Genomic DNA, 21,083 nt, shown 5'->3' on the forward strand with positions numbered 1-21,083 from the left:
ATGGGCATAGAGGAGAAACCAACGGCGGATTTAAGTTTCCTAAAGAAGGAAATGAAAAAGGTCCAATTTCCCGAAGGTTCGCTTATCATCCAACAATTCTCGTTAGGTGAATCGTTTTATTTTATTGAATCGGGCAGAGTTGAGGTTTGGAAATATTTAGACGAGAGTAAACAAGAAATACTTGTGATTGGTGATCTTTCATCGGGTGATTATTTTGGTGAAATCGCTCTCATTGATTCTGCGCCTCGAACAGTGAATATTTCAGCAAAAGAAAACTTAGTCCTCTATGAGTTGACCCGTGAAGATTTTCACCGTTTGCTACAAACAAGCCCAGAATTGACATTGACTCTTTTGAAGTTACTTACGGCAAGAATTCGTAATGCTGAGCAAAGAGAAAATCAAGTTTTGATTCAGAAGAATAAAGAACTTCGTCGGCAGAATGAAACTCTCGAGGAGATGGTTAAGGAACGGACGGCAAAATTAACCCAAACTTTAAAAATCATCCAAGAAGATTTAGAAACGGCAAAAACCATCCAAAGAAATATTTTACCACTTGGGCTTCGGTATGTAGCACATTTGGACTTTGGATCTTCATTTGAGCCAATGGCAGAAGTGGGTGGTGATATATTTGATGTCATTCGTTTGGAAAAATCAAAGATACGATTATTTTTAGCAGATGCCATTGGGCACGGAGTTCAAGCCGCACTCATAACTATGGCGATCAAAGCGGAATATGATCATATCAAACGTAATGCCCCAAATCCTGCAGATGTTTTATATGCTTTAAACCAAATTTTCATTGAGAGTTATGGTAAAAAATCCAATCAATTTACTGCCGTCATTGTTGATTTGAATTTAGAAGAAAACAGTTTAACCTATTCTTCAGCCGGTCACAATGAACCTTATATCGTTACAAAAGACCAATTCATTCCGCTTACAGAATCGGGAGTGATGTTGGGTTTGGAAAAAGATGTCGAGTATACCAATCATTCTATGTCTTTTGGGTTGGGAGATCGTTTGTTTATGATTTCTGATGGGTATTTGGAGCAGGAAAACTCGGAGGGAATTCTCCTGGGAGAGTCCAAATTGCTTTCCAGTTTTGAATCCGCTAAGAGTTTGGATTTAAATCTAACAGATACAATCAATTTGTTAATGGATGATTTTCATTCGTTTCGAGGTACTACCTCCATGATGGATGATGTAACGATTCTAGGAATCGGGACCAAGTGTTGAATAGGAGTTTATTTTGGGATTAATCATTGCTTATATTTTGTTTCTTTTGAATTTAATGTCGATCATACCTACCATGTATCCGCTTTATATCTGGAAGTTGGTGACAACAGGGTCATGGAGAAGATTTGGTGACAGGTTGCTATTGAAAGTCGGAGAGGCATGGATTGAAAACAATTATCGTATTTCAAGAATGTTATATGGGGTACAATTTGAAGTAATCGGCGAGGGATACCAAAACTTAAAACAAGACGGACGGTATATGATTATCTGTAACCACCAATCTTGGTCTGATATTTATATCATCCAGTCAGTTTTGAACCGCAAAATCCCACTGATTCGATTTTTTATTAAAGATTCGTTAAAGTATGTTCCCATACTAGGGCACGCTTGGCTTGCCTTGGATTTCCCTTTTGTCAAAAGAAGTAGCCGAGAACAATTGAAAAAAAATCCAGAACTTGCCACCAAAGATTTGGAGAATGTCAAAAAAGTTTGTGAGAAGTTTGCAGGTATGCCTTTTTCCATTTTGAATTTTCTGGAAGGGCACCGAAGAACTCCAGAAAGAGTTCAAAAATTATTAAAGAAAAATCCCTACCAAAATTTACTACGTCCGCATAGTGGGGGGATTTCTGTTGTCTCCACTGCGTTAAGAAATTCGCTTGATGCTTTTATCGATTTAACGATTGTTTATCCTACAGAAAATCCAAGTTTTTTAGATTTGATGCGTGGTAAAATTCGAAAACTAAAGGTGTTTGTGGAAGTGATCCCGGCTCCTCTTGTACCAATCGAAGAGAACGAACAGTTTGCACCAATGTCCAAAAAAATGAAACGTTGGGTTGATGAACGTTGGGCTTTAAAAGATGCATTGATCTCAAAGGAGAAACAACCAAAATGAAATACTTTCTCACAAATATATTTGTTCTCTTATTTTTTGTTTCTTGTCGAACATTTGCTCCGGTAGCTTATGAACCTCCTATCAAACCAGAGATGGTTGGTATGTTTGCACCGAATACGGAATTACAAAAGTCTATATTGCTAGCCATTGGAAAGGTTAAGGGATTGGAATCTTTGGAAGTGGATGCAGATGGAAATATATATGGCGGAGACAAAGATGGTCGAATCATCCGGATCACTCTGAAGGGAGAAATAAAACCAATCGCCTATACAGAAGGGAGACCTCTTGGGATTCAGTTTGATAAACAAGGGAACCTCATCATCGCAGATGCTTATAGAGGACTTCTTTCTTTAGATAAATCAGGAAAAATAACTGTTTTAGTTTCTGAATACAAAGGAAAACCTTTTAAATTCACTGATGATTTAGATATAGCACAAGATGGGAAAATCTATTTTTCTGATGCATCAATCTATGAACAAAAAGAATATCTTTATGACCTTCTAGAAGCAAGACCTTATGGAAGAGTTTTTGTTTATGATCCAAAAACCAAAGAAACTGTTTTACTGGCGGACGAATTGTACTTTGCCAATGGAATTGCATTGTCAAAAACAGAAGATTTTCTACTTGTAAATGAAACCTATCGATATAAAATCACAAAACTTTGGTTAAAGGGGCCCAAAAAAGGAACTAAAGAAACTGTGATCGAAAACTTACCAGGGTTTCCAGACAATATCACAAGAAATGAAAATGGAGAATTCTGGGTGGCATTGTTTACGGTAAGGAACGATCGAATGGATAATATGCACCCATCCCCAGTAGTCAAAAGAATGATTTCCTTTCTTCCTAAATTTCTTTGGCCAAAGGCAGAACCTTATGGATATGCAATGAAAATTGATGGGAATGGAAAGGTGCTCATGACCTTACAAGATCCAGGTGGCGAACACCTAAAAGAAGTCACAAGTGTCTTAGAAAAGAAAAGACAGTTGTATATTGGTAGTCTTTACAATGATCGTGTAGGGATTTACGTTCTGCCTTAATCAAAGATTAAGGCGTACAAGCAAATTCGTATTCAACAGCCCCAAGACTCACGGCTCCGTCCCCACCAGGCCGTGTTCCCGTCCCATTATAACTATCAGTTATTAAAGTGTTTGGTGATTTTGTGATCAGACAGGATGTCGCAGATGTTGGTGTATAAACAGCGATTGTTCCAAAGTCGTCAACAAATTTAGGGTCTAGTTTTAAATTATTCCCAAAGTTTCCAAGAATTCCGAGAGGGGAAGCACATGCTACTGTTGTATGTGGGATTCCTCCTGCACAAAGTTCAGTATAACTGAGACTGTTATTGATTACCATCTCAGCGCAGTTATGAAATACATTGTATTTAATGGCAGTCTGTGCGCCAGGTCCCGAATTGATGATACAAGCATTCCCGCTTATATTGTTGGTAAGTAATAAAATATTATTTTGAATATCAGTAGAGTTTGTTGGTGTTCTTAAAAATATGGGTGTTCCCTTACCAGCAATTGAAGTGGCTCCACCGGAAATTGAATTATGGTAGATCCTTAGACCAGAAAAAGAGGCTATCACTTCAATCCCAAATGAATAATAACTACTTTGAGCTGGGCCATTCTGAATCCAATTATTGGCAATCAGTACGTTGGAAGGAGTATCTAGATTGATTCCCGCTGTTGTTGTTGAAGTGGTCGTGCCAGTTGAAGTTCCAAGCCGAATATAATTACCCGCAATTCGAGAAGTTGCCGTTGGGCTATTGAGCTTAATTCCATATAATGAAGCTGAAGACGATGAAATTGCGTTTCCACCTTCTATCGTGTTGTTCTCTATTGTCGATGTTCCACCTCCACTCACATGAATCCCTGAAGCTAATGAATTTCCTGTGGCATTATCTGCGTTTCCGATATTAATTAAATTTCTTCGAATCACATGCCCACCTGCAGAAAGAAAAATTCCATGTGAGTTTGTCACTCCGTTACCAGAGATGATGATATTGCCTTGCGTAAGGGAACCAATTTCAATCGCAGAAGCCACTTGGATTCGCATTCCTAACGAATAATTTCCTTTTCCTGCGTTCAGTCGATTCCCAGCTAACGTTCCATTGGAACCAGCACTTGATCCTGAAGTTACATCAAATGCAATGCTATTTGAAGTTGAACCGACACTCGTATCTAAATCTTTACTTTTGATTTCATTCCCACGGATATTTGACACAGTGATTGTAGAAGATCCTGAAAATTGGATACCTTTTGAATTTGCTGAACTGATGGTGGAAGTTCCACCTGAAATCGTATTCATTAGAACAATTGGTGAAATGGGAGATGTGGAAGCCATAGACAAACCAATGGCAGAACAGCTTGTAGTCGTACATCCACCTCCGTCAATATTGTTTAAAATAAGGTAAGGATTACTATTATTTGCAAAAACTCCATAAGCACCGCTAATCCCATATCCAGCAGAAATGGTGTTATTAATCAATCTTACATTGTTAGTGGAATCTAAAAAAACACCGGCCATATAAGGGGCTGTGTCGGGTCCTCCCGTGATTGTAAATCCAGAAATGGTAACGTTACTTGTGATTGTAGCATCTCCGGTAATAGCAGCACAAGGAGAAGTCGCTGTTGCAACAGCACAGCCCGCAGGAGTTGTATCCATCAGTATCACAGAGGAATGAGAATTTGGGTCCCAAGTTGCAAAACCTGATCCAGGCACATAACCGCCGTAAAGTGAAATTCCCGATACAAGTTGAATTGTCCCACCCACAAAAGCCGGATCGTAGGATCCACCTTCAACAAGGACAGCACAATCACCAGCAGGACATCCTCCGAAACTATCGATTGCTAATTGAATATTCCGTTTCGGTGTGAGCGGAGTGAGTCCATCATTTCCATCTACCCCCAACGGATTGTCGGCAACATATCTAAGATTAGATGGAATCAGATACAGTATATTTACTATCGAGGAAAGCGGGTAACCTCCAACACTATTACAATTGAGAGTAAGTGTTCTATGTCCACTCATCCAAGAGTCAGTGGCAGCAGGGGTAACCGTGAGAGTATCATTTGTTAGGTTAGTTGTCGAAACACTATATTGAATTGGCAAACTATTGTTAGTATTTAACAATGTTCCAGTTGATCCTGTGCAACTGCCTGCATTGATTTCGTCTGAAAACTGTAACTTAATGCTTTCTAGAGGTTTGAGAACTCCTCCATTCGAAGGTCCAATACTTAATACACTAAAACAATTTGCAGTGATGGGTATGTTCCCGGTGACAACTCCTGTTGTTGAAGAAAGAGTGCATTGGTGACCTGCCGGTGTTGAAACAATTTGAAGGCTATAGCTGTTGTTTGTCACTATATTGGTTGGGAATCGGTGAAGTCCGTTTGCGGATATAGTTAGATATTCTGAATTATTATTACGAATCGTCAAAGTGCCAGAGGCGATTCCAACTGCAGTGACTTCAATAGGAAAGGCAATAGAAGTACAAGCAATTGTAATATTGGTAACATTCGTTCCTGCTATGACTCCTGTACCGTTTGTCGTCACACAGTTTTGTACAGGATGGTTTGGCTGCGTTGTTACGGAAACATTGTACGAAGTTCCATCTAAATATGTTTGGGTGAAAGCAAAGGTGCCAGAAGCTAATGCAACACTGAGAGTAGAACCATCGACCGAATTGGTCAATACGAGGCCAGTGATTCCATCCAAACCGGTAATGGTTCCGCCAATTGTATAACGTAAAGGATCACAATTGATAACAATGGATGTAACATTTCCAAAACCAACAACTCCCATTCCGCCACTTACGGAACAAACTTGTGTGGGAAGACTTGGTTGTGTTTTTATGGAGACGTCGAAGTTCGTACCAGTTGTAAGAGTTTTTGTAAATTCATAATTGCCATCTGCATTGACAACGAGTGTTTCGACTCCTGAATTTAGATTGATTGTTAGTCCTGAACCAAGGAGACCAGAAACAGTAAAAGAAATTTTATAAGGTCCTGTATTGACTAAACTTCTTAATTGCAAAAAATCGCTGACTGATTGCATAAGTCCCTTGGACAAACTGGGAATACAAGCCTGGAATAAAAAAATGGGAACAAGGATCACAATCCTAAAAAACTTGGCAGGCGACATCATTTTCTCTATTCTATACAACAATTGAAGGGTGGAAACATTGTCATTTTGTTTCCGTCTAATCTATTAAAAGTAGGATAAAAACTCTGGAATTTAGTTTTTCTTATTACATCGGACTTTCTGGAATCATGGTATTTACTATATCTGGGGCGCTTGCTGCTTTGGAGCATAAAGACCACCATCACGACCTATTCAGTGTTTTTTTTACTGGATTCATCACTGCCATTGGTGGAGGAACTTTAAGAGATATTACCTTAGGGAATTATCCAGTTTCATGGGTAAGGGATGAGAATATCCTTTGGGCCATTTTTGTAGGTTTTTTACTTGTGATCCTTTTGCCAGGGATACTTGCTAAATTAAGAGATGAATTGTTTTTATTCGATACTTTAGGGATAGGAATTTATACAGTCCTCGGAACAAGAATTGCTTTGGACCATGGAGTTAATTTTTTTGCCTCCGCACTTCTTGGAATGATCTCAGCAATTTTTGGAGGAGTCATTCGAGACACACTGATGAATGAAGTCCCGTTTATCTTTCGCAAAGAAATATACGCTACTGCTTGTTTGGTGGGATCTGTTTTGTATATTGTTTTAAATGAATGGAACCTAAATGCCAATTGGAACTTAGTAATCTCAGCAACAGTCGTTGTTGGAATCAGAGTGGTTGCTGTTCGTTATAACTTGGGTCTTCCAAAGATCAAAATATTTGATTAATTAGTACGCATACGTAGTAAAATCACGGATTAAATGAATCTTTGTTTCCGTACTTACCGCAAGAATTCTATCCTTTCGCTGTTTTATTGTTAAACGCTTGCACTTGCAAAATATTTCCATTCAATGGGATTGGAGTATTGTCATCAACTTTAACTTAGGGAATTCCCTTTTGATACTCCTTCTTAACTTGAGGTATTATGGCAAGTCCAAAGGCTGTCACATTAGAATACAAACAAGACTTAGGTCTTCATTCAAATATTGATGATATCAATCATCCCATTTTAGAAAATGCACCATTTCATTTTAAATTTTTCCAAATTACTGATGAAGTAGAAAATACTTTATTTCAAGTATTGGATCGTTTTTTGTTACAACTTGATCTAATCATCGTTAGAGACTCTGTTTTGGCTGCAATGAAAGAAACAGTGACAAACGCAATCAAGGCAAATGCGAAACGTGTGTTTTTTAAAAACAGAGCAAGTAATATCGAAGATCAAGACGAATATGAAGCCGGTATTGTAGAATTCAAAAAAACATATCTTGAAAATCGAGAAATCATAGAAGACTCTCTTCAAAGAAATAATTTTGGTGTTTTTGTTTCCTTTATCCATAACAAGAGTTTGATGCGTATTCGCATCATGAACAATGTACAACTCACTCCTGCAGAATCTGCTCGAATAAAAGAAAGAATCGATAAGGCAAAAACTTATAACGATTTAGCAGATGCATTTATGGATATGTCAAATGAACAAGAAGGTGCAGGTCTTGGTTTGATCATGACACTTATGATGTTACGTAACGATGGATTGGGTGACTCTGCATTTAAGTTTGAATCCAGCGAAAACAAAACAGTCTTTATGATTGATATTCCTTCTAAGGTTTCAAAAGAGAACCAACAGCTGGAAAAAATAGACAATATTGTTTCGCAAATTGATAATCTTCCCACTTTCCCAAAAGCAATTAAAGATATTCAAGACGCCATTGATAAACCAAACTCAAGTATTGGAACAATTGCGGAGATGATTAAAAAAGACATCGCCCTCTCTGCCAATATTTTAAAACTTTCGAATTCAGCAGCATTTCGTCGCGGAGGAAGAGTTGAAAGTTTGGATCGAGCTATCCAACTCATTGGACTAAAAGAACTACAAACATTACTTTATAGTCTTGGAACGAAACAAATGTTAGAGGACAAGTTTCCTGCATTTACTGCCATTTGGGAAAAATCGAACGAATCTGCTTTTTATTGTAAGGCCATTGGTCAAAAAATGGGTATGAACAAGGCAGATCTTAGTAATTTGATTGCAGCATCTCTTCTACACGACATTGGTGAAATTTTGCTTTTATCCTTTGACAAACAACATATGTCAAAAATTAAAACTTATTCCAATTCAAGAGAAATTGCTTCTACAATCAGTATGGAAGAGTCCGCCATAGGTATCACACATTCAAAGTTAGGTGCAATGGTCGGTGAAAAATGGAATTTCCCAATTCTATACACAAAGGCTATGGAATTTCACCATCGTCCTCTCCTTGCAGACGATGTTTATGCGGATATTGTTTTCCCGATATATTTGAGTGATATGATGATTTCCATTAATGCAAAGGAAGCAAAATCTTCAGAGATTTCAGCCGAGATACTTAAACTTTGTAAGTTTCAATCTAAATCTGAATTCGATTCTTTCCGAACAAAAATTAGAGAACAGTTTTTATCTTATTAAATACCATAAGATCATTTTGATTCATCCAGCGATTTTCTATATAGATTGTATCTGGATTGGAACTCTTGGTATCTTGGAATAGAAACTGCCTGAACATAAGATTGGTTAGGATTATTTTTGATAAAGTTTTGGTGGTATGATTCTGCTTGGTAAAAATCTTTTAGTTCTTGGTATTCCGTAACAATTTGGTTTTTCCAAATTTGTTTTTTCTCTATTTCCTTTTGAATCGATTTTGCTATTTTTAACTCCAACTCGGAAGAGTAGAATAAAATGGATCGGTAAGAAGATCCTTCATCTGGTCCTTGCCTATGAAAAGTAGTGGGATCATGGGAAAGAAAAAAAATCCGACATAAGTCCGCATAATCAATTTTAGATGGATCATAATACACTAGGACTGTTTCAGCGTGGCCTGTCGTTTCTGTGTTTACTAATTCATAATTAGGGTTTTTTGTATGTCCGCCAGCATAACCCGAAACAACTTCTGTGACTCCAGGAATGGATTCAAAAATATGTTCGGAACACCAAAAACATCCTTCCGCAAAGGCCGCAAGTTTTTGGCCTTCCTTTGGTTGTAAGGAAAGTTTTTGGGTCTCTGTTTTTTTGTCAGAAAAACGTTGGCATTGGAAATGAAGTAAGGCAAAAACAAAGACAAAGGCCAAAATCGAAAGAGGTAGGGTTCGAAACTTTTTTGTAACTGATTCCATACCTTATTAGATTGGTTTGCCAATCATTTAAGAATCAAAAGAAAAAAGTTATGGAGGAGTGACGTCTTTTTCTTCTGGGAATGGAGTGTGATGGGGACTTATCCCTCTATTGATTCCCCCACTTCGGTATACAAAGATACCTTTTGAACCGGAAAAACTTGCCATTGGTTTGTAAAAATTTTGTTTGATGAAGTAACCTAGAATGGTCACAGAAAGGGAAACTGTATAAATCCAGGTTTCGGAATGGCCACCGTATCCAAATACAAAGGAACCGGAAAGAATGAGTGTCTGGCTTAGCAGCCAAACAGTAGTTCGGTTGAGGAGAAAATGATACCAACCAATTTCTGTGATTTGGTTTCGAATGCCCTGTAATAAAATTCCAACAATGGGAATGCGAAGTAAAAAGCCCAAAAGCCCAAAAACAACTATAAAGATCAGAAGTAACCAAAAAGAAGAGAAAACAAGGTTCCACCAAAAGAGGAATTGGAGCGGGGGAATGAGTCCGGACGGCCAAGAAAAGTTAGCGGAAAAAAAGGAAATCAGAATCCAAAAAAATGTGAGATAAAAACCGAACACGAGTGAATGGAAACTGAAAACCAGTGTTCCTGCAAGGAAAAATTTATTTCATTTTTACTTCGGAAAAAAAATCATTTTAAGGCCAACGATCACTGTGAAGATTCCAAAAAATCGCGATAGAGAGGTTGTATCAATTTTGGATGCCATCCCTGCGCCAAAAATACTTCCAAGAATAAATCCTGCACTGATAAAAGCAGCAGCAAAGAGATTGGTTTCTCCTCGCGTATAATAAATATAAGCCGCAACAATGCCAATGGGGGGAACCATTGCTGCCAGTGTGGTTCCTTGGGCTAGTTTTTGATTAAATTCAAAAAAATAAACAAGGGCAGGGACAAGGAGGATTCCACCTCCAATTCCTACAAGCCCACCAAGAATTCCTGCACCTACACCTAACAATAAAAATAAAATACCTAAACTCATGATACTTTCCCACAGGCACGATTGGCTGGCACTGCTTCATGAATTTTTTTTGGTTCTGGTAGGTTCAAATTTTCCATAATTTCTTTAAACTCTTGGAGTGATTTTCCTGCGATTCTTGGATTCAGCTGTTTTTCTTCTCCAATGGTTGTGGAAAGAAATCCTTTGTAATCATGTCCAGGTAAAACGATTGTTTCATCTGGAAGTGAAAATAGTTTTTTTGTGATAGAATTGTACAATTCGTCCGCACTTCCACCTTGGAAGTCAGTCCGCCCACACCCTCGTACAAAAAGTGCATCCCCAGAAAAAAGATATAAACCATTTAACAGAAGAGAGATGGAGCAAGGTGTATGACCAGGTGTATGAATGACTAAAAACTTAAGATTCCCAACCTGAAATGAATCTCCATCTTTTAAAAATTTTGAAGCACAAACAGCACCAGAGTTTTCGGAAGCATAAGATTCACAATTGGTTTTGTCCCTCAAATTTCCTGCCGAAGTGATATGGTCAGCATGCATATGTGTTTCTATAGTGAGGGATAGTTTGTATCCAAGTTCTTGGATATAGTTTAAGTCTCTATCTAAACGTTCGAGTACTGGATCAACAAGAACGGATTGTTTGGATTTTTGATCGAGGATTAGATAGGTCCAGGTTCCTGATTCTAAATCATAAAGTGGCCGAATTTCTAAATTTTCTTTGGGATTGGTAATCATATTCGAAAAATCTCTCCTTTTGGTCCAAAGGCAATGGATTGCCAAAATTCAGGGTTAGAATGGATGTAAATACCATACCCCCTATAGTATATAGATTCTATTGACGAAAATTCCGACAACTAGAAATTGGAAAAAAAGGAGAAAGTATGAAATCTTTCCTGATTTTCGGAGCCATTATTGGGTTCCTCTTTGTTTTTGTAAAACGCATCCAATCCAAAGGAGAAAAAGATATGGTAAAACAATGGATTCAAAATGGGGCAGTTGTTGTTGATGTGCGGACCCAGTCAGAATTTGCGGAAGGTCATTATTCCGGTGCGATGAATATTCCTGTGGATGTCCTTCCGTCTCAAATCAATCGATTGAAAGACAAAGAGGCAAAAATTATTGTTTATTGTCGATCTGGTGCCAGGAGCGAAAGAGCCAAACAAATTTTACAAGCCAATGGTTATGCATCTGTTTTGAATGCAGGTGGACTTTCGGATATGCCATAACGGCATCAATTTACTTTTTATGAAACGACACCGGTAGGAATCTTTGATTTGTATCGGTGTAACGTATACAAGTCGGAAAGTTTGGATTGGTCTTCGACTGAGAGTTCCAAAAATTCAGCACCCATATGGTATTTATGAAATCCAAATTCTTCTTTTCTGACTACTTTGATCTTCGCATTGATTTCTTGATTTGTATCTGATTCACGAAGTTTGACATCGAAGGATTCGTTCAGTGTGATATCATCTTCCGTATCAAAGGCAATCCCTGTCACAGAAATATTTTTAGAAATGGTTTTGAGAGTTTTATCTGGTAGAATGAAAAGAAGCTCTAGGTTGGCATCAAAACGCAAACTACTTCTTTTTTCATTGGAATATGCAACAATTTGATTTTTGCCGGAATATTTGGCTGTATACAAGGCACGGTCTGCTAAGTCATACATCTCTTCGCAAGTTTTGACTTTTTCAGGATAAGATACAATCCCCCCGCTAAGTGTCACAGACTTACCGCTAAGTTGGATGGTGCGACAAGCTTCCAAAAGTTTTTCTGATGCAATGAGCGCTTGTTCTTCATTTGTTTGTGGAAAAATCACTGCAAACTCTTCACCGCCAATGCGACAAGCTGTGTCTTCCATTCGTAAACAAGATGTTATTTGTTTTGCAACCTTTGTTAAAATCTCATCACCTGTGGTATGACCGTAGGTATCATTGATTTTTTTGAAATCATCAATGTCCATAATAAGAAGAGTTAGGTTTTGGTTGTATCTTGTGGATTGTTTGAATTCTCGAATGAGTGCAGTTTCGAAATGCCTACGGTTGTATAATCGAGTGAGTTCATCAACTAATATCAGTTTTTCGGTATCAGCAAAGAGTTTCATCTCTATGGTTTTTGGATTTTTGATTTTTGGATTGATGTTGGTAAAATAATCAAATAAAGCAACGCGAAAGCCCACTTGGCGGCCCATACATTGATTGAGTTTGGTTTGGTTGTGGACGATTTCTGACCAAATGAATTCGGATTCATTTTCTGAAATTTCAAGTGAAGTGAGGACTTTGAAGATCGCAGAATAAATTTGTGAATCTTCTAAATGGTATGTAGGAAGTTCTTTGATTTTTTGGAATAGATATTCCTCATGATTTGGATTTCCCTCCAAAATTGCCATGATAGTATCTTCGATTCTTTGACCAGGGCGGTCTGTTGCATTGGGTTTTAACATAGCACGCTAAAGGTTATCAATTTATTTCCTACGATTTCCCAAAGTTTTAGAAAAGGCACCTGTTGTAAAGACAGGTTTTATTCCTAAAACTTTGTTCAGAATAGAGGGAAATCCCTTAGTTCGAAGTTAGCTGTTTGGATTGGGTATGGATGGCATTGATTTCCTCATAAAGAAGTTGGACCGAATCCGCAAGTTTTTGAGTGGTTTCATCTATGACGGTAACTGCATGACTGATTTCTTTACTACCGGACATCTGTTCTTGCGCAATCACACCAATTTGTTCGGATAGAACATGTAATTCGGAAAAGGTAAGTCTCAGTTGTGAATTTAAGTTCTGTTGGTCCGTGACATGACCTTCTAAACTTAAAATTTCGCTTTCGATTCGAAGTAATTCTTGGTTCTGGCTTTCCACTTGGGTTTTGACTTCTTTTGAGTATCTGGTTCCTTCATTGATTTTGATCCCGGCATCCTTCACAATTTTTGCGATTGTGCCTGCATTGGATTGAGAACGTTCAGCAAGTTTTGCAACTTCTTGAGCAACGACCGCAAATCCACGTCCATGTTCTCCAGCTCTTGCCGCTTCAATTGATGCATTTAACGCTAGTAAGTTGGTTTGATCTGCAATTTCCGACATCATTTGGTTGATTTCTTCCACTTTTGAAAAGGCTTGGTTGAGTTCTGAGTAAATACTATTGAGTTCTTCAGAGGAGGATTTTACTTTTTTGCTAAAATCAGCAGAGAGGCTTACATCCTTTGCAATTTGAGTGGTTTTGTTTTTTACGTTTTCACTAATATTTTGTAGAGATAAAAAGTTTTGATCTACAATTTTTACACGAGTCACTTGGTCTTCCACAAGATTTGCCGAGCTAATTGCCGAAGAAGAAAGTTCTTCTACGGAAGCAGAAATTTCCTCCACAGAAGCTGCTTGGTTTTGAGATTGGTTGTGTAATTCATCCGACATGGATTGTAATGTATCTACGGAAGTAGCAAGAGTATTGGCAGACTGTTCCAATTGAATGGATTTGTTTGAAATAAAGTTTTGTTTTTCTAAAGTTTCTTTGAGTTTTGTTTTTAGGTCAGTTTGCATCTCCCGAATTAGTGCTACCACGAACCGTAAACTGAAAATCACTCCAAAGAAAAAAATAACTTTTTGAACTTCTGTTGCAACGATGACATGGTTTGATCTTAACATATCAGGGCTAGGTTTACCGACAAGGGCCGCACCAAGTTTTGCTGATAAATAAATTCCACCTAAGTAAAGAAAGGTGGAAATGATCCCCACCACAACAACAAGTTTAGATTCGAAAAGAAAACTGGAATAAATAGCGATAAACACAAAAATAATGTAAAAGATTCCTGCGTTGATTGTATTACTTGCATCACCTTTTGTATAATTATTATAGATGTCTAAGTAGAAGAAACTAACCAAAATGAGTAGGTCAATGAAGATAATGGTAAATGCCCATGATTTTGAAATTTCTTTATCTTTTCGTAAATAATGTCCCGGAACAATTCCATTGAGTAAAAAGATGAGAGAGCCGATAAAATTTGGTATAAAACTTTTCGTGGCAAAGTTGGCAGCAACTCCTAATAGAAACACTGCACTCAATCCGTACTTTGTGTACACAATGAGTGAAACCCCTTTCCGAAAGAGAGTCCTTTCAAATAGACTGATTTCGTTTGTTTCTGCGGACATTCCCTAATCTCCTTCTTGGATGGTGGAAGTGGTGATTCCCATAGAAATCACCACACACCCAGTTCTACTGTAACAAGATTTATACTATCTTTGACGATAAAAAATCGATATTTTCATTCTGATGCATGAACTTGCAGTCACGAATATTCAGAACTATCCTTCTTTATCAGCTTAGAAAGAGATTAAGTATCAATTAATCAAATGATGGTTATCTTTTTCCGACAAGGATTTCTTCTAAGGCCATATCTTCTAGAATTTTTCCTCCGCGTTCATTCAAATGAATGGCATCAGTTAAATAATAATATCCGTTGGAATCACCTAAATCATTCCAACTGGAAGTGGAAGAATAGTATTTCAAAATTGTCCAATACATTCCCCAAGTGCTTTGAATATAAGGTTTCTTTACATTCAGTTTGGATTCATCCAATCCTTTGGAAAGTGTTTCATGAAGTGGTTTGTAAATCGCTTTTTCTTTGGTGACCACTTGTTTGGTAAGTTCTGCAAATCTTTTTGATCTTTGGAATGGAATGGAGTTTGGGTCCTCTCCCAAAACGGGTGGAGAAAAAACAACTAGTTTGGTTTTGGTATCTTTTTGGATTGTTTGGATGATCTTGGTTAGGTTGCGAACAAAACTTTCTTCTGTCACTGGATCTTTTAGTTTCCAAAGGTTTGCATATCGATTGTATTCTTCTTCCGAAAGTGTGGCTTTTAAATCGTTGGTTCCAATCAGAAGGAAAACAATATCAGGATTGAGTTGTTTTAAATTCTCAAGTTGTTCAAGAATTTGATCTGTCAAACGACTATTAATTCCTTCGTTGATGATTTGGTAATCTGCTAAAGAAGGGTGTTTTGCAATGGAAGCTACATAATCGTAACTGACACGACCGTGAGTGATGCTATCGCCGAGAAATACAATCTTCGGACTTTTGTTTGATTTTGTTTCAACTACCGCCTTGAGATTGTTTGTTGGAACTTTTGTTGCTTGGAAAATTACGCAGGACTCAAATACTAAAAATAAGAGAAGCCAGAGTTTTGCTAGGTGTTTCATAATTTTTGATGGTAATTAAAAACAAAAAAGGAAAAAGCAAAATTTGAAAAACGAACAGAAAATATCGGCTATTTATGCTTTAGAGAATTTGACTAAGAATTGTGAAAAATGATAATTTGTCTTTTTGCAGGTAACCAAATGAAAATAGTTTTTTTCTTTCAGATTTTAGTTTTCATATTCTTTTATTCATGTTCTTCCACAGGAGATAAAAATTCACCCAGGAAAGCGAATCCTAAAGCAATTGAAAACCTTGAATGGTCCGGGTACATCGGATTAATGAATTGGTATGAAGCAGCAAGTCAATGCAGCGCCATTGGAATGCGTTTGCCTACATTTACTGAAATACAAGATTCTGAATCAAATGGAATCACAAAAAGTTGGCATGAAGATATCCTGAATTATCTGAACCAAAAAAAAATGGAAATCAGCGATAACACAACTTTCGATATTTATTGGACATCAACTCCAGATGAGAAGGGCAATCAAGGTATTTATTATGCATATTCTTTTGAAAGTAAAGCTTATCTAAGTAGAGGGACTGCTTTCAGACAAGTCCGCTGTGTAAGTGGTAAATCAGAAAGAACTTATACTCAAACTTGGATTACAAAAACATATAGAGGGATTTCATTTTTCCCAAAGAAGAGACAAGTCGTAAAGTCAATGCTTATTGCAGTTCCTGAAATAACAGATCGATATGATTCCATTCAAGCACAGCTAAAGTATCCAATCTCATTTTTTAAGGCGGACTGCCAGCAACAATCGGAATGTTTTTCATTATTAATTGATGTCTCAGTAATTCCAGAAAAAACAAAAAATTTCAAAACTTTAGTTCAAGATTCTATTAAAAAAGACTTTGGTTCTCCGCCTAACCGAATTCAGGCTTGGGAAAATAATCTAAAATTTAAAACGGATCCAATGGAAATATACTTTGGTCAAGGCGAATTAGTTGGAAATAAAGCAATTGCATTCTACTATGACAAAAAAAATGAAGAAACCTATCGTGTAACGATTAACATGATTTTTATGCCTAACTTTTCACAAGAGGATTGGGACAAAATTATTTTTCATGTTTTTATGATACTAGATAGTATTCAGATCAATTAACTGAAGGTAAAATTGATTGTTCTATGCTTAAGATTGTATTGGAATCTACTCCAATACAATCTTATAGTCAGAAAATATCGACAACCAAACTACTTGAGAGTTCGTAAAAATCTTTCTAACCAAGGTTTTAGATTTTGGAAATCTGGTTTTTCATGTTTCAGTAACAAACGAAAATATAAGGATCCATAAAGGATGTCCATACAGACATCAATTTCCTCGTCTGACAAAACTTGAATTTGTTTGGATGAAATGGCAAAACGAAAAAATTGTTTGGCTGCATCTCTTCTGGGGAGTAAATAATTTTCTAAAATTGATTCGGAAAGTTCGTTATCTTGTTGCCCAGCACCAATGAGGGTGGAAATCACTCGTCCAAATTTTCCAGTGAATACGCCAGAGAGAGCTTCCATTTGTTCCAAGAGTGCTTTTTCAAAAGGTACTTCTTTTGGGAATTCCAAATAAGGTGAAATCATATGAGTGACTGTGCTCATCGCTAAATTTGCTTTGTTAGGCCATCTTCTGTAAATGGTGGTTTTGGCGACTCCGGTTTCTTGGACAATATCATCGATGGAAAAACCATGATACCCTTTCTTTGCTAACATTTCATATGTTGTTTTTAAGACCAAGGGTTCTAAATCTTCCGATCTGGGGCGACCCGCAGTTTTTGAAGCCATTTTCTTTTTTACAGCCATAAAACAAATTTTTTTAAAAAAGATTTGACTGTCAAGTATATTCCGATACCGCTGGTATCGTATAACGATACTATCGGTATCGGAATTAGAGGAGATTAAAATGAAACCAGTTTTGGTACTAGCAACTTTGTTATTAGGAAGTGTTGGATTGTTTGCAAAATCTGCATCACCTACCGGGGAAAAGGTTTTAGAAACCTTTTTTAACGAATTTGGAAAAGGAAACGCAGCAGGGGTGTTGAATTGTTTTCACCCGCAAACAATCATTACAGCCGTTCGTAATGAAAATCGCAGTGAGAATCAATTGTATGGAACTTACAATGGCATTGCCGGTGCCGAGGAGTTTTTAAAGAATATGGGTTCCCAGTTGGATACAAAAAGGTTCCAAGTGGATCAGATTGTAGGTAAAAAAGATTGGGTGTTCGCAAGTGGAAATTTTTTGCATACCATCAAACAAACAGGCAAACCTTTTGAAAGTGAATGGGCATTGAAGGTGCAAATCAAAGATGGAAAAATTCTTTCCTATCACTTTTATGAAGATAGTGCTACTTTTGTGGTGGCTTCTAAAAAATAAATCGATTCAAATTGATCATGGATCTCAACCACCTTAGTAGATTCAACCTTCCTAGGTGGTTGTTTTTTTAATGTAATCAACATTTTTGTGAACGAAAAATGAAAGTAGATTGATTGTGGTATAGGGAATTGTCACAGAAGTGTTGTTCGTTGCAAATTTAGATAGAGGAAAAAACATATTCCAACTAAGAAAGGATCGACGATAGAAATGATTTCCTATGATTAACTATAATGAAACTCAAATCATCTTGTCCCTTATCTTTTAAAATCATTTTCTCCATATCATTCTTGTTTTATGGTTGTATTGGTGATTTCTTTTTTGATACCCAAAATGAATTGAATGAAAACAAGGTTTCGAGAGATGTAGCCTTACGTCAGTTTTATGGCGCATTGGTGGTGAAACGTTCTCTTTGCCCGCAATCAATTGATGTAACTTTAACTAGTGCTGCTTATTATACCACCAATGTAGGGACTGGATGCAATGGGATTTCTACAACAAAAAAATCACAATTCTCTTTTCGAAGTTGCGAGTCTGTTTATCATTACGTAGAGAAAAAAGATTTAACCGTATGTTTGAATGAAGTTCTATTTTTCCCTTGTGAGTCTATTGTGAAAGCTTCTGGAAATATTCGTCCCAACTTTCCCATTTGTCGTGGTTTGTTTGGTCCCGGCCCTGAAACACCATTATCCATGTGATTTTTGATCCATTACGAATCAGTTTAATAAAACTCACTGGATAGGAATATAGATATCCGTTATGCGTTTATCATCCTCCTTTTCAAAAGGATTCAAGTAACATTCCCAAGGTGGTTGGTTTTTTAATTTGTAGGATGTTGTTTTCATGTAATCATTCAAAATCCAGTTATAAATTTTGGGTAAATTATGGTAACTACCTTGGTACCGGATTTGTAAATATTTTCCACCCGGTATGGACCCAATTCCAAATCCTTCTGGAATTGGATTTTGTGAAGAACCCGCAGTAATTCCCAAATCAAAACGTATTTTTCCTTTGGGTGAAATCTCTGGGTCATCTTGGCTAATGCCGATCCATTTGTGATTTGAATGGGAAGAACTCCAATTTTGGATTAAAGATTGTAAGGAGAGAACTTCCTTAGTCCCCGCAAGTGGTCCAGGAAGTTCTTCGTAACTTCCTATATGGCGGACATAAACAATCAGAAAAGTAGAAATGATTTTGATTTGAAATCCGAATTTTGAAATACCATCGGGGATTGTTAGGTGGTTTGTTTTCTTTTTTATATTTTTTTTCTTTTGGAACTGTTTTCGAAACTCGGAGGGAGTAGAACCAATCACTCGTTTGAATGCTTTTGAAAAAGCTTCGTGAGATAAAAAACCTGTTTCGATCGCTATTTCTAAAATGGGGAAGTTTGTAATTTTTAATTCGTAAGCTGCTTTTTCTAAACGTAACCTGCGAATGTATTCTTTGACGTTTTCCCCTTGGATGGATTTAAATAATCTATGGAAATGCCAATCACTATAACCTGTAAAAAAAGCAACTTGGTTCAGACCAATGGTCTCATCCAATTGTTTTTCTAATTTGTTCCAAACAGGATAGAGGTTAGGTGGTTTCGGCACGGAAGAACCTTTTTTCTTTCTAGAAGAAAGGTAAAAAAGTTTCCTCCGTTTGTCTTTCTAAATTTTAGTTTGAATTTCTGTTTGAACAATATCAATTCCAATTCCATTTGGATCCACTAAGGTAAAGTGGACATCTCCCCATTCCTCAGTAGTGAGAGTTAGGTCGATGGGTGCTTTGTTTTGTTTCATTTTCTCAAATTCTTTTGTTACATCTTTTGATTCAAAAATAAACCAAATCCCCTTTCCTTGGTAAGAATTTTGGAAATAGGGTTTTCTCACCTGTGGTTGGTTTGGTTTCATGATTGCCAATTCTACCTCAGGGCGATTTGGTAAACAAAGTAATACAAACCAATCCGATTCAAATTTTGTGATTAAGCCTAACCATTTTTCGTAAAATACTTTTGTTTCCTCTAGTTTTTCAGTGATGATCCCAGTTTGGATTTGTTGGAATTCCATATTCTCTCCTTATGATAATTCTATTTTAACGGAGTTTGGATTCCATACTGGATCGTTTTTGCGATTTTTCTTTGGGCGCATTGCTTACGCAACAGGGCTCTACGCTTCAATCTTTGCTTCGCAAAGGATTTTCGCTGCGATCCCTTGCGCTTCTCTCTTGACTGCATTTTTAAATCAATTACCATAAAAGACTACAGATTGAATCGAAAGGTGAAAAGGTATGTCTCTATCTACATTCAAACAATCAAAAACTATTTTGTTCTCTTGTAGCATGAGTCTTATTTTTCTCCTTGGGTGCAATCCTGTTCAAAATTCCTTTTTTCTAAGAGTGGATAAAGAGTTTTCTACCCAACCATATGGAACAGTGACAATCCTTCGTGAAGCGGAAATTCAACATATGCCATCTCCCGTTCGCAAATATTTAAAATACACTGGTGTCATTGGAAAAAATAAAGTTCAAAATGTACGAATTGTTTTTGATGAATTGATGTATAAAAATCCGGAAGCGAAGCCGATGGTTTCCTCGTCTGAGCAGTATAACTTTTTTTTACATCCTGCGCGCCATTTTTATATGAAGGCAAGTATGATGGGAATTCCTTTTCGTGTCCTTCATTCTTATTCTGAGGAAAAGGCGACGATGTTAGTTCGTGTTGCTTCACTTTTTAATGCCGTTGATTTAGATAATGAAGAGTTAACAATGGCAGAAACTGTCACCGTGTTAAACGATCTTTGTTTATTTGCCCCCGCCGCATTGATTGACCGAAGGATCTCTTGGGAGGCAAACGGTCCTTTGTCTGCGAAGGTTTTTTTTAAAAATGGGAAGTATCGAGTATCTGCAGTCCTCATTTTTAATGAGTTAGGTGAGTTGGTTGAGTTTATATCAGATGACAGGTCTGCACTTCAAGATGATGGTTCTTTAAGGAAAGCACGTTGGTCCACTCCAGTAAAAGATTATAAAGAATTGAATGGAATTAAGGTGCCCACTTATGGAGAAGCCATCTGGAAGTATCCAGAAGGTGACTATACATACGGAAAGTTCTTCTTAAAAAATATCGAATACAATGTAAAAAATCGTTATCCGTAAACGAAAAAAAAAGTCAAATAGGGAAT

At 37.1% G+C, this 21,083-nt stretch carries 21 protein-coding genes; 10 read left to right on the forward strand and 11 right to left on the reverse strand.

Translation table 11 applies throughout. The features are described from left to right. The 3 genes from EHR01_RS07530 to EHR01_RS07540 are packed head-to-tail and all read left to right on the forward strand — an operon-like array spanning position 1 to position 3,162. Positions 1-1,233 carry a PP2C family protein-serine/threonine phosphatase gene (locus EHR01_RS07530; protein WP_135694079.1) on the forward strand — a complete coding sequence of 411 codons (1,233 nt, stop codon included), beginning with the start codon at positions 1-3 and terminating at the stop codon, positions 1,231-1,233. 13 nt (positions 1,234-1,246) lie between these two features. Further along, positions 1,247-2,125, forward strand: coding sequence for an acetyltransferase (locus EHR01_RS07535; RefSeq protein ID WP_135694080.1), 879 nt, complete (start codon positions 1,247-1,249; stop codon positions 2,123-2,125). Beyond that, the gene (locus tag EHR01_RS07540; RefSeq protein ID WP_135694081.1) at positions 2,122-3,162 is read left to right on the forward strand and encodes an SMP-30/gluconolactonase/LRE family protein; all 1,041 of its coding nucleotides are present in this window, start codon (positions 2,122-2,124) and stop codon (positions 3,160-3,162) included. Before EHR01_RS07535 ends, EHR01_RS07540 begins: the two co-directional genes overlap by 4 nt. 7 nt (positions 3,163-3,169) lie before the next feature. Here EHR01_RS07540 and EHR01_RS07545 read toward each other — a convergent pair whose 3' ends face one another. Then, the gene (locus EHR01_RS07545) at positions 3,170-6,271 is read right to left on the reverse strand and encodes a right-handed parallel beta-helix repeat-containing protein (protein ID WP_135694193.1); all 3,102 of its coding nucleotides are present in this window, start codon (positions 6,269-6,271) and stop codon (positions 3,170-3,172) included. Positions 6,272-6,357: 86 nt separating this feature from the next. On the opposite strand from EHR01_RS07545, the gene EHR01_RS07550 reads away from it, so the two are divergent. Both EHR01_RS07550 and EHR01_RS07555 read left to right on the forward strand, forming a co-directional pair. Beyond that, positions 6,358-6,984, forward strand: coding sequence for a trimeric intracellular cation channel family protein (locus tag EHR01_RS07550; protein ID WP_135694082.1), 627 nt, complete (start codon positions 6,358-6,360; stop codon positions 6,982-6,984). Positions 6,985-7,181: 197 nt separating this feature from the next. Further along, positions 7,182-8,702, forward strand: coding sequence for an HDOD domain-containing protein (locus tag EHR01_RS07555; protein ID WP_135694083.1), 1,521 nt, complete (start codon positions 7,182-7,184; stop codon positions 8,700-8,702). Between the two features lie 11 nt (positions 8,703-8,713). Here EHR01_RS07555 and msrA read toward each other — a convergent pair whose 3' ends face one another. The 4 genes from msrA to EHR01_RS07575 form a co-directional block, all read right to left on the reverse strand. Further along, on the reverse strand, positions 8,714-9,406 hold the full coding sequence (gene msrA, locus EHR01_RS07560) for a peptide-methionine (S)-S-oxide reductase MsrA (protein ID WP_135694084.1): 693 nt from the start codon (positions 9,404-9,406) through the stop codon (positions 8,714-8,716). 48 nt (positions 9,407-9,454) lie between these two features. Then, positions 9,455-9,817: a hypothetical protein gene (locus EHR01_RS07565; RefSeq protein WP_244310019.1), complete on the reverse strand. Its 363-nt coding sequence runs from the start codon at positions 9,815-9,817 to the stop codon at positions 9,455-9,457. Positions 9,818-10,036: 219 nt separating this feature from the next. Continuing rightward, complete coding sequence (locus tag EHR01_RS07570) at positions 10,037-10,402, reverse strand: TSUP family transporter (RefSeq protein ID WP_135694086.1); 366 nt, start codon at positions 10,400-10,402, stop codon at positions 10,037-10,039. Further along, entirely contained in the window at positions 10,399-11,112 is a 714-nt protein-coding gene (locus EHR01_RS07575; RefSeq protein WP_135694087.1) for an MBL fold metallo-hydrolase, read from the reverse strand. Before EHR01_RS07575 ends, EHR01_RS07570 begins: the two co-directional genes overlap by 4 nt. A gap of 146 nt (positions 11,113-11,258) precedes the next feature. On the opposite strand from EHR01_RS07575, the gene EHR01_RS07580 reads away from it, so the two are divergent. Then, a complete protein-coding gene (locus EHR01_RS07580) occupies positions 11,259-11,603 on the forward strand; it encodes a rhodanese-like domain-containing protein (RefSeq protein WP_135694088.1) in 345 nt (114 codons plus the stop codon). A gap of 17 nt (positions 11,604-11,620) precedes the next feature. On the opposite strand, the gene EHR01_RS07585 is transcribed toward EHR01_RS07580, so the two are convergent. The 3 genes from EHR01_RS07585 to EHR01_RS07595 form a co-directional block, all read right to left on the reverse strand. Next, on the reverse strand, positions 11,621-12,817 hold the full coding sequence (locus EHR01_RS07585) for a diguanylate cyclase (protein WP_135694089.1): 1,197 nt from the start codon (positions 12,815-12,817) through the stop codon (positions 11,621-11,623). Positions 12,818-12,932: 115 nt separating this feature from the next. Continuing rightward, entirely contained in the window at positions 12,933-14,513 is a 1,581-nt protein-coding gene (locus tag EHR01_RS07590) for a methyl-accepting chemotaxis protein (protein ID WP_135694090.1), read from the reverse strand. Positions 14,514-14,721: 208 nt separating this feature from the next. Further along, on the reverse strand, positions 14,722-15,561 hold the full coding sequence (locus tag EHR01_RS07595) for an SGNH/GDSL hydrolase family protein (protein ID WP_135694091.1): 840 nt from the start codon (positions 15,559-15,561) through the stop codon (positions 14,722-14,724). Positions 15,562-15,699: 138 nt separating this feature from the next. Between EHR01_RS07595 and EHR01_RS07600 the strand changes: the two genes are divergently transcribed. Continuing rightward, positions 15,700-16,665, forward strand: coding sequence for a hypothetical protein (locus EHR01_RS07600; protein WP_135694092.1), 966 nt, complete (start codon positions 15,700-15,702; stop codon positions 16,663-16,665). An 89-nt stretch (positions 16,666-16,754) separates the two neighbouring features. Here EHR01_RS07600 and EHR01_RS07605 read toward each other — a convergent pair whose 3' ends face one another. Continuing rightward, positions 16,755-17,336, reverse strand: a complete 582-nt coding sequence (locus EHR01_RS07605) for a TetR/AcrR family transcriptional regulator (protein WP_244310020.1) — start codon at positions 17,334-17,336, stop codon at positions 16,755-16,757. A gap of 118 nt (positions 17,337-17,454) precedes the next feature. Here EHR01_RS07605 and EHR01_RS07610 point away from each other — a divergent pair, with 118 nt between their 5' ends. Next, positions 17,455-17,925, forward strand: coding sequence for a nuclear transport factor 2 family protein (locus EHR01_RS07610; RefSeq protein ID WP_135694094.1), 471 nt, complete (start codon positions 17,455-17,457; stop codon positions 17,923-17,925). A 230-nt stretch (positions 17,926-18,155) separates the two neighbouring features. Continuing rightward, entirely contained in the window at positions 18,156-18,620 is a 465-nt protein-coding gene (locus EHR01_RS07615; protein WP_135694095.1) for a hypothetical protein, read from the forward strand. Positions 18,621-18,653: 33 nt separating this feature from the next. Here EHR01_RS07615 and EHR01_RS07620 read toward each other — a convergent pair whose 3' ends face one another. Beyond that, entirely contained in the window at positions 18,654-19,517 is an 864-nt protein-coding gene (locus EHR01_RS07620) for an AraC family transcriptional regulator (protein ID WP_135694096.1), read from the reverse strand. Positions 19,518-19,574: 57 nt separating this feature from the next. Next, positions 19,575-19,973, reverse strand: coding sequence for a VOC family protein (locus tag EHR01_RS07625; protein ID WP_135694097.1), 399 nt, complete (start codon positions 19,971-19,973; stop codon positions 19,575-19,577). A 220-nt stretch (positions 19,974-20,193) separates the two neighbouring features. On the opposite strand from EHR01_RS07625, the gene EHR01_RS07630 reads away from it, so the two are divergent. Further along, positions 20,194-21,057 (forward strand): DUF6544 family protein, encoded by an 864-nt coding sequence (locus tag EHR01_RS07630; RefSeq protein WP_135694098.1) that lies wholly within the window; start codon positions 20,194-20,196, stop codon positions 21,055-21,057. Positions 21,058-21,083 lie beyond the last annotated feature (26 nt).

The sequence above is a fragment of the Leptospira mtsangambouensis genome, assembly GCF_004770475.1.
Taxonomy (GTDB): Bacteria; Spirochaetota; Leptospiria; order Leptospirales; family Leptospiraceae; genus Leptospira_A; species Leptospira_A mtsangambouensis.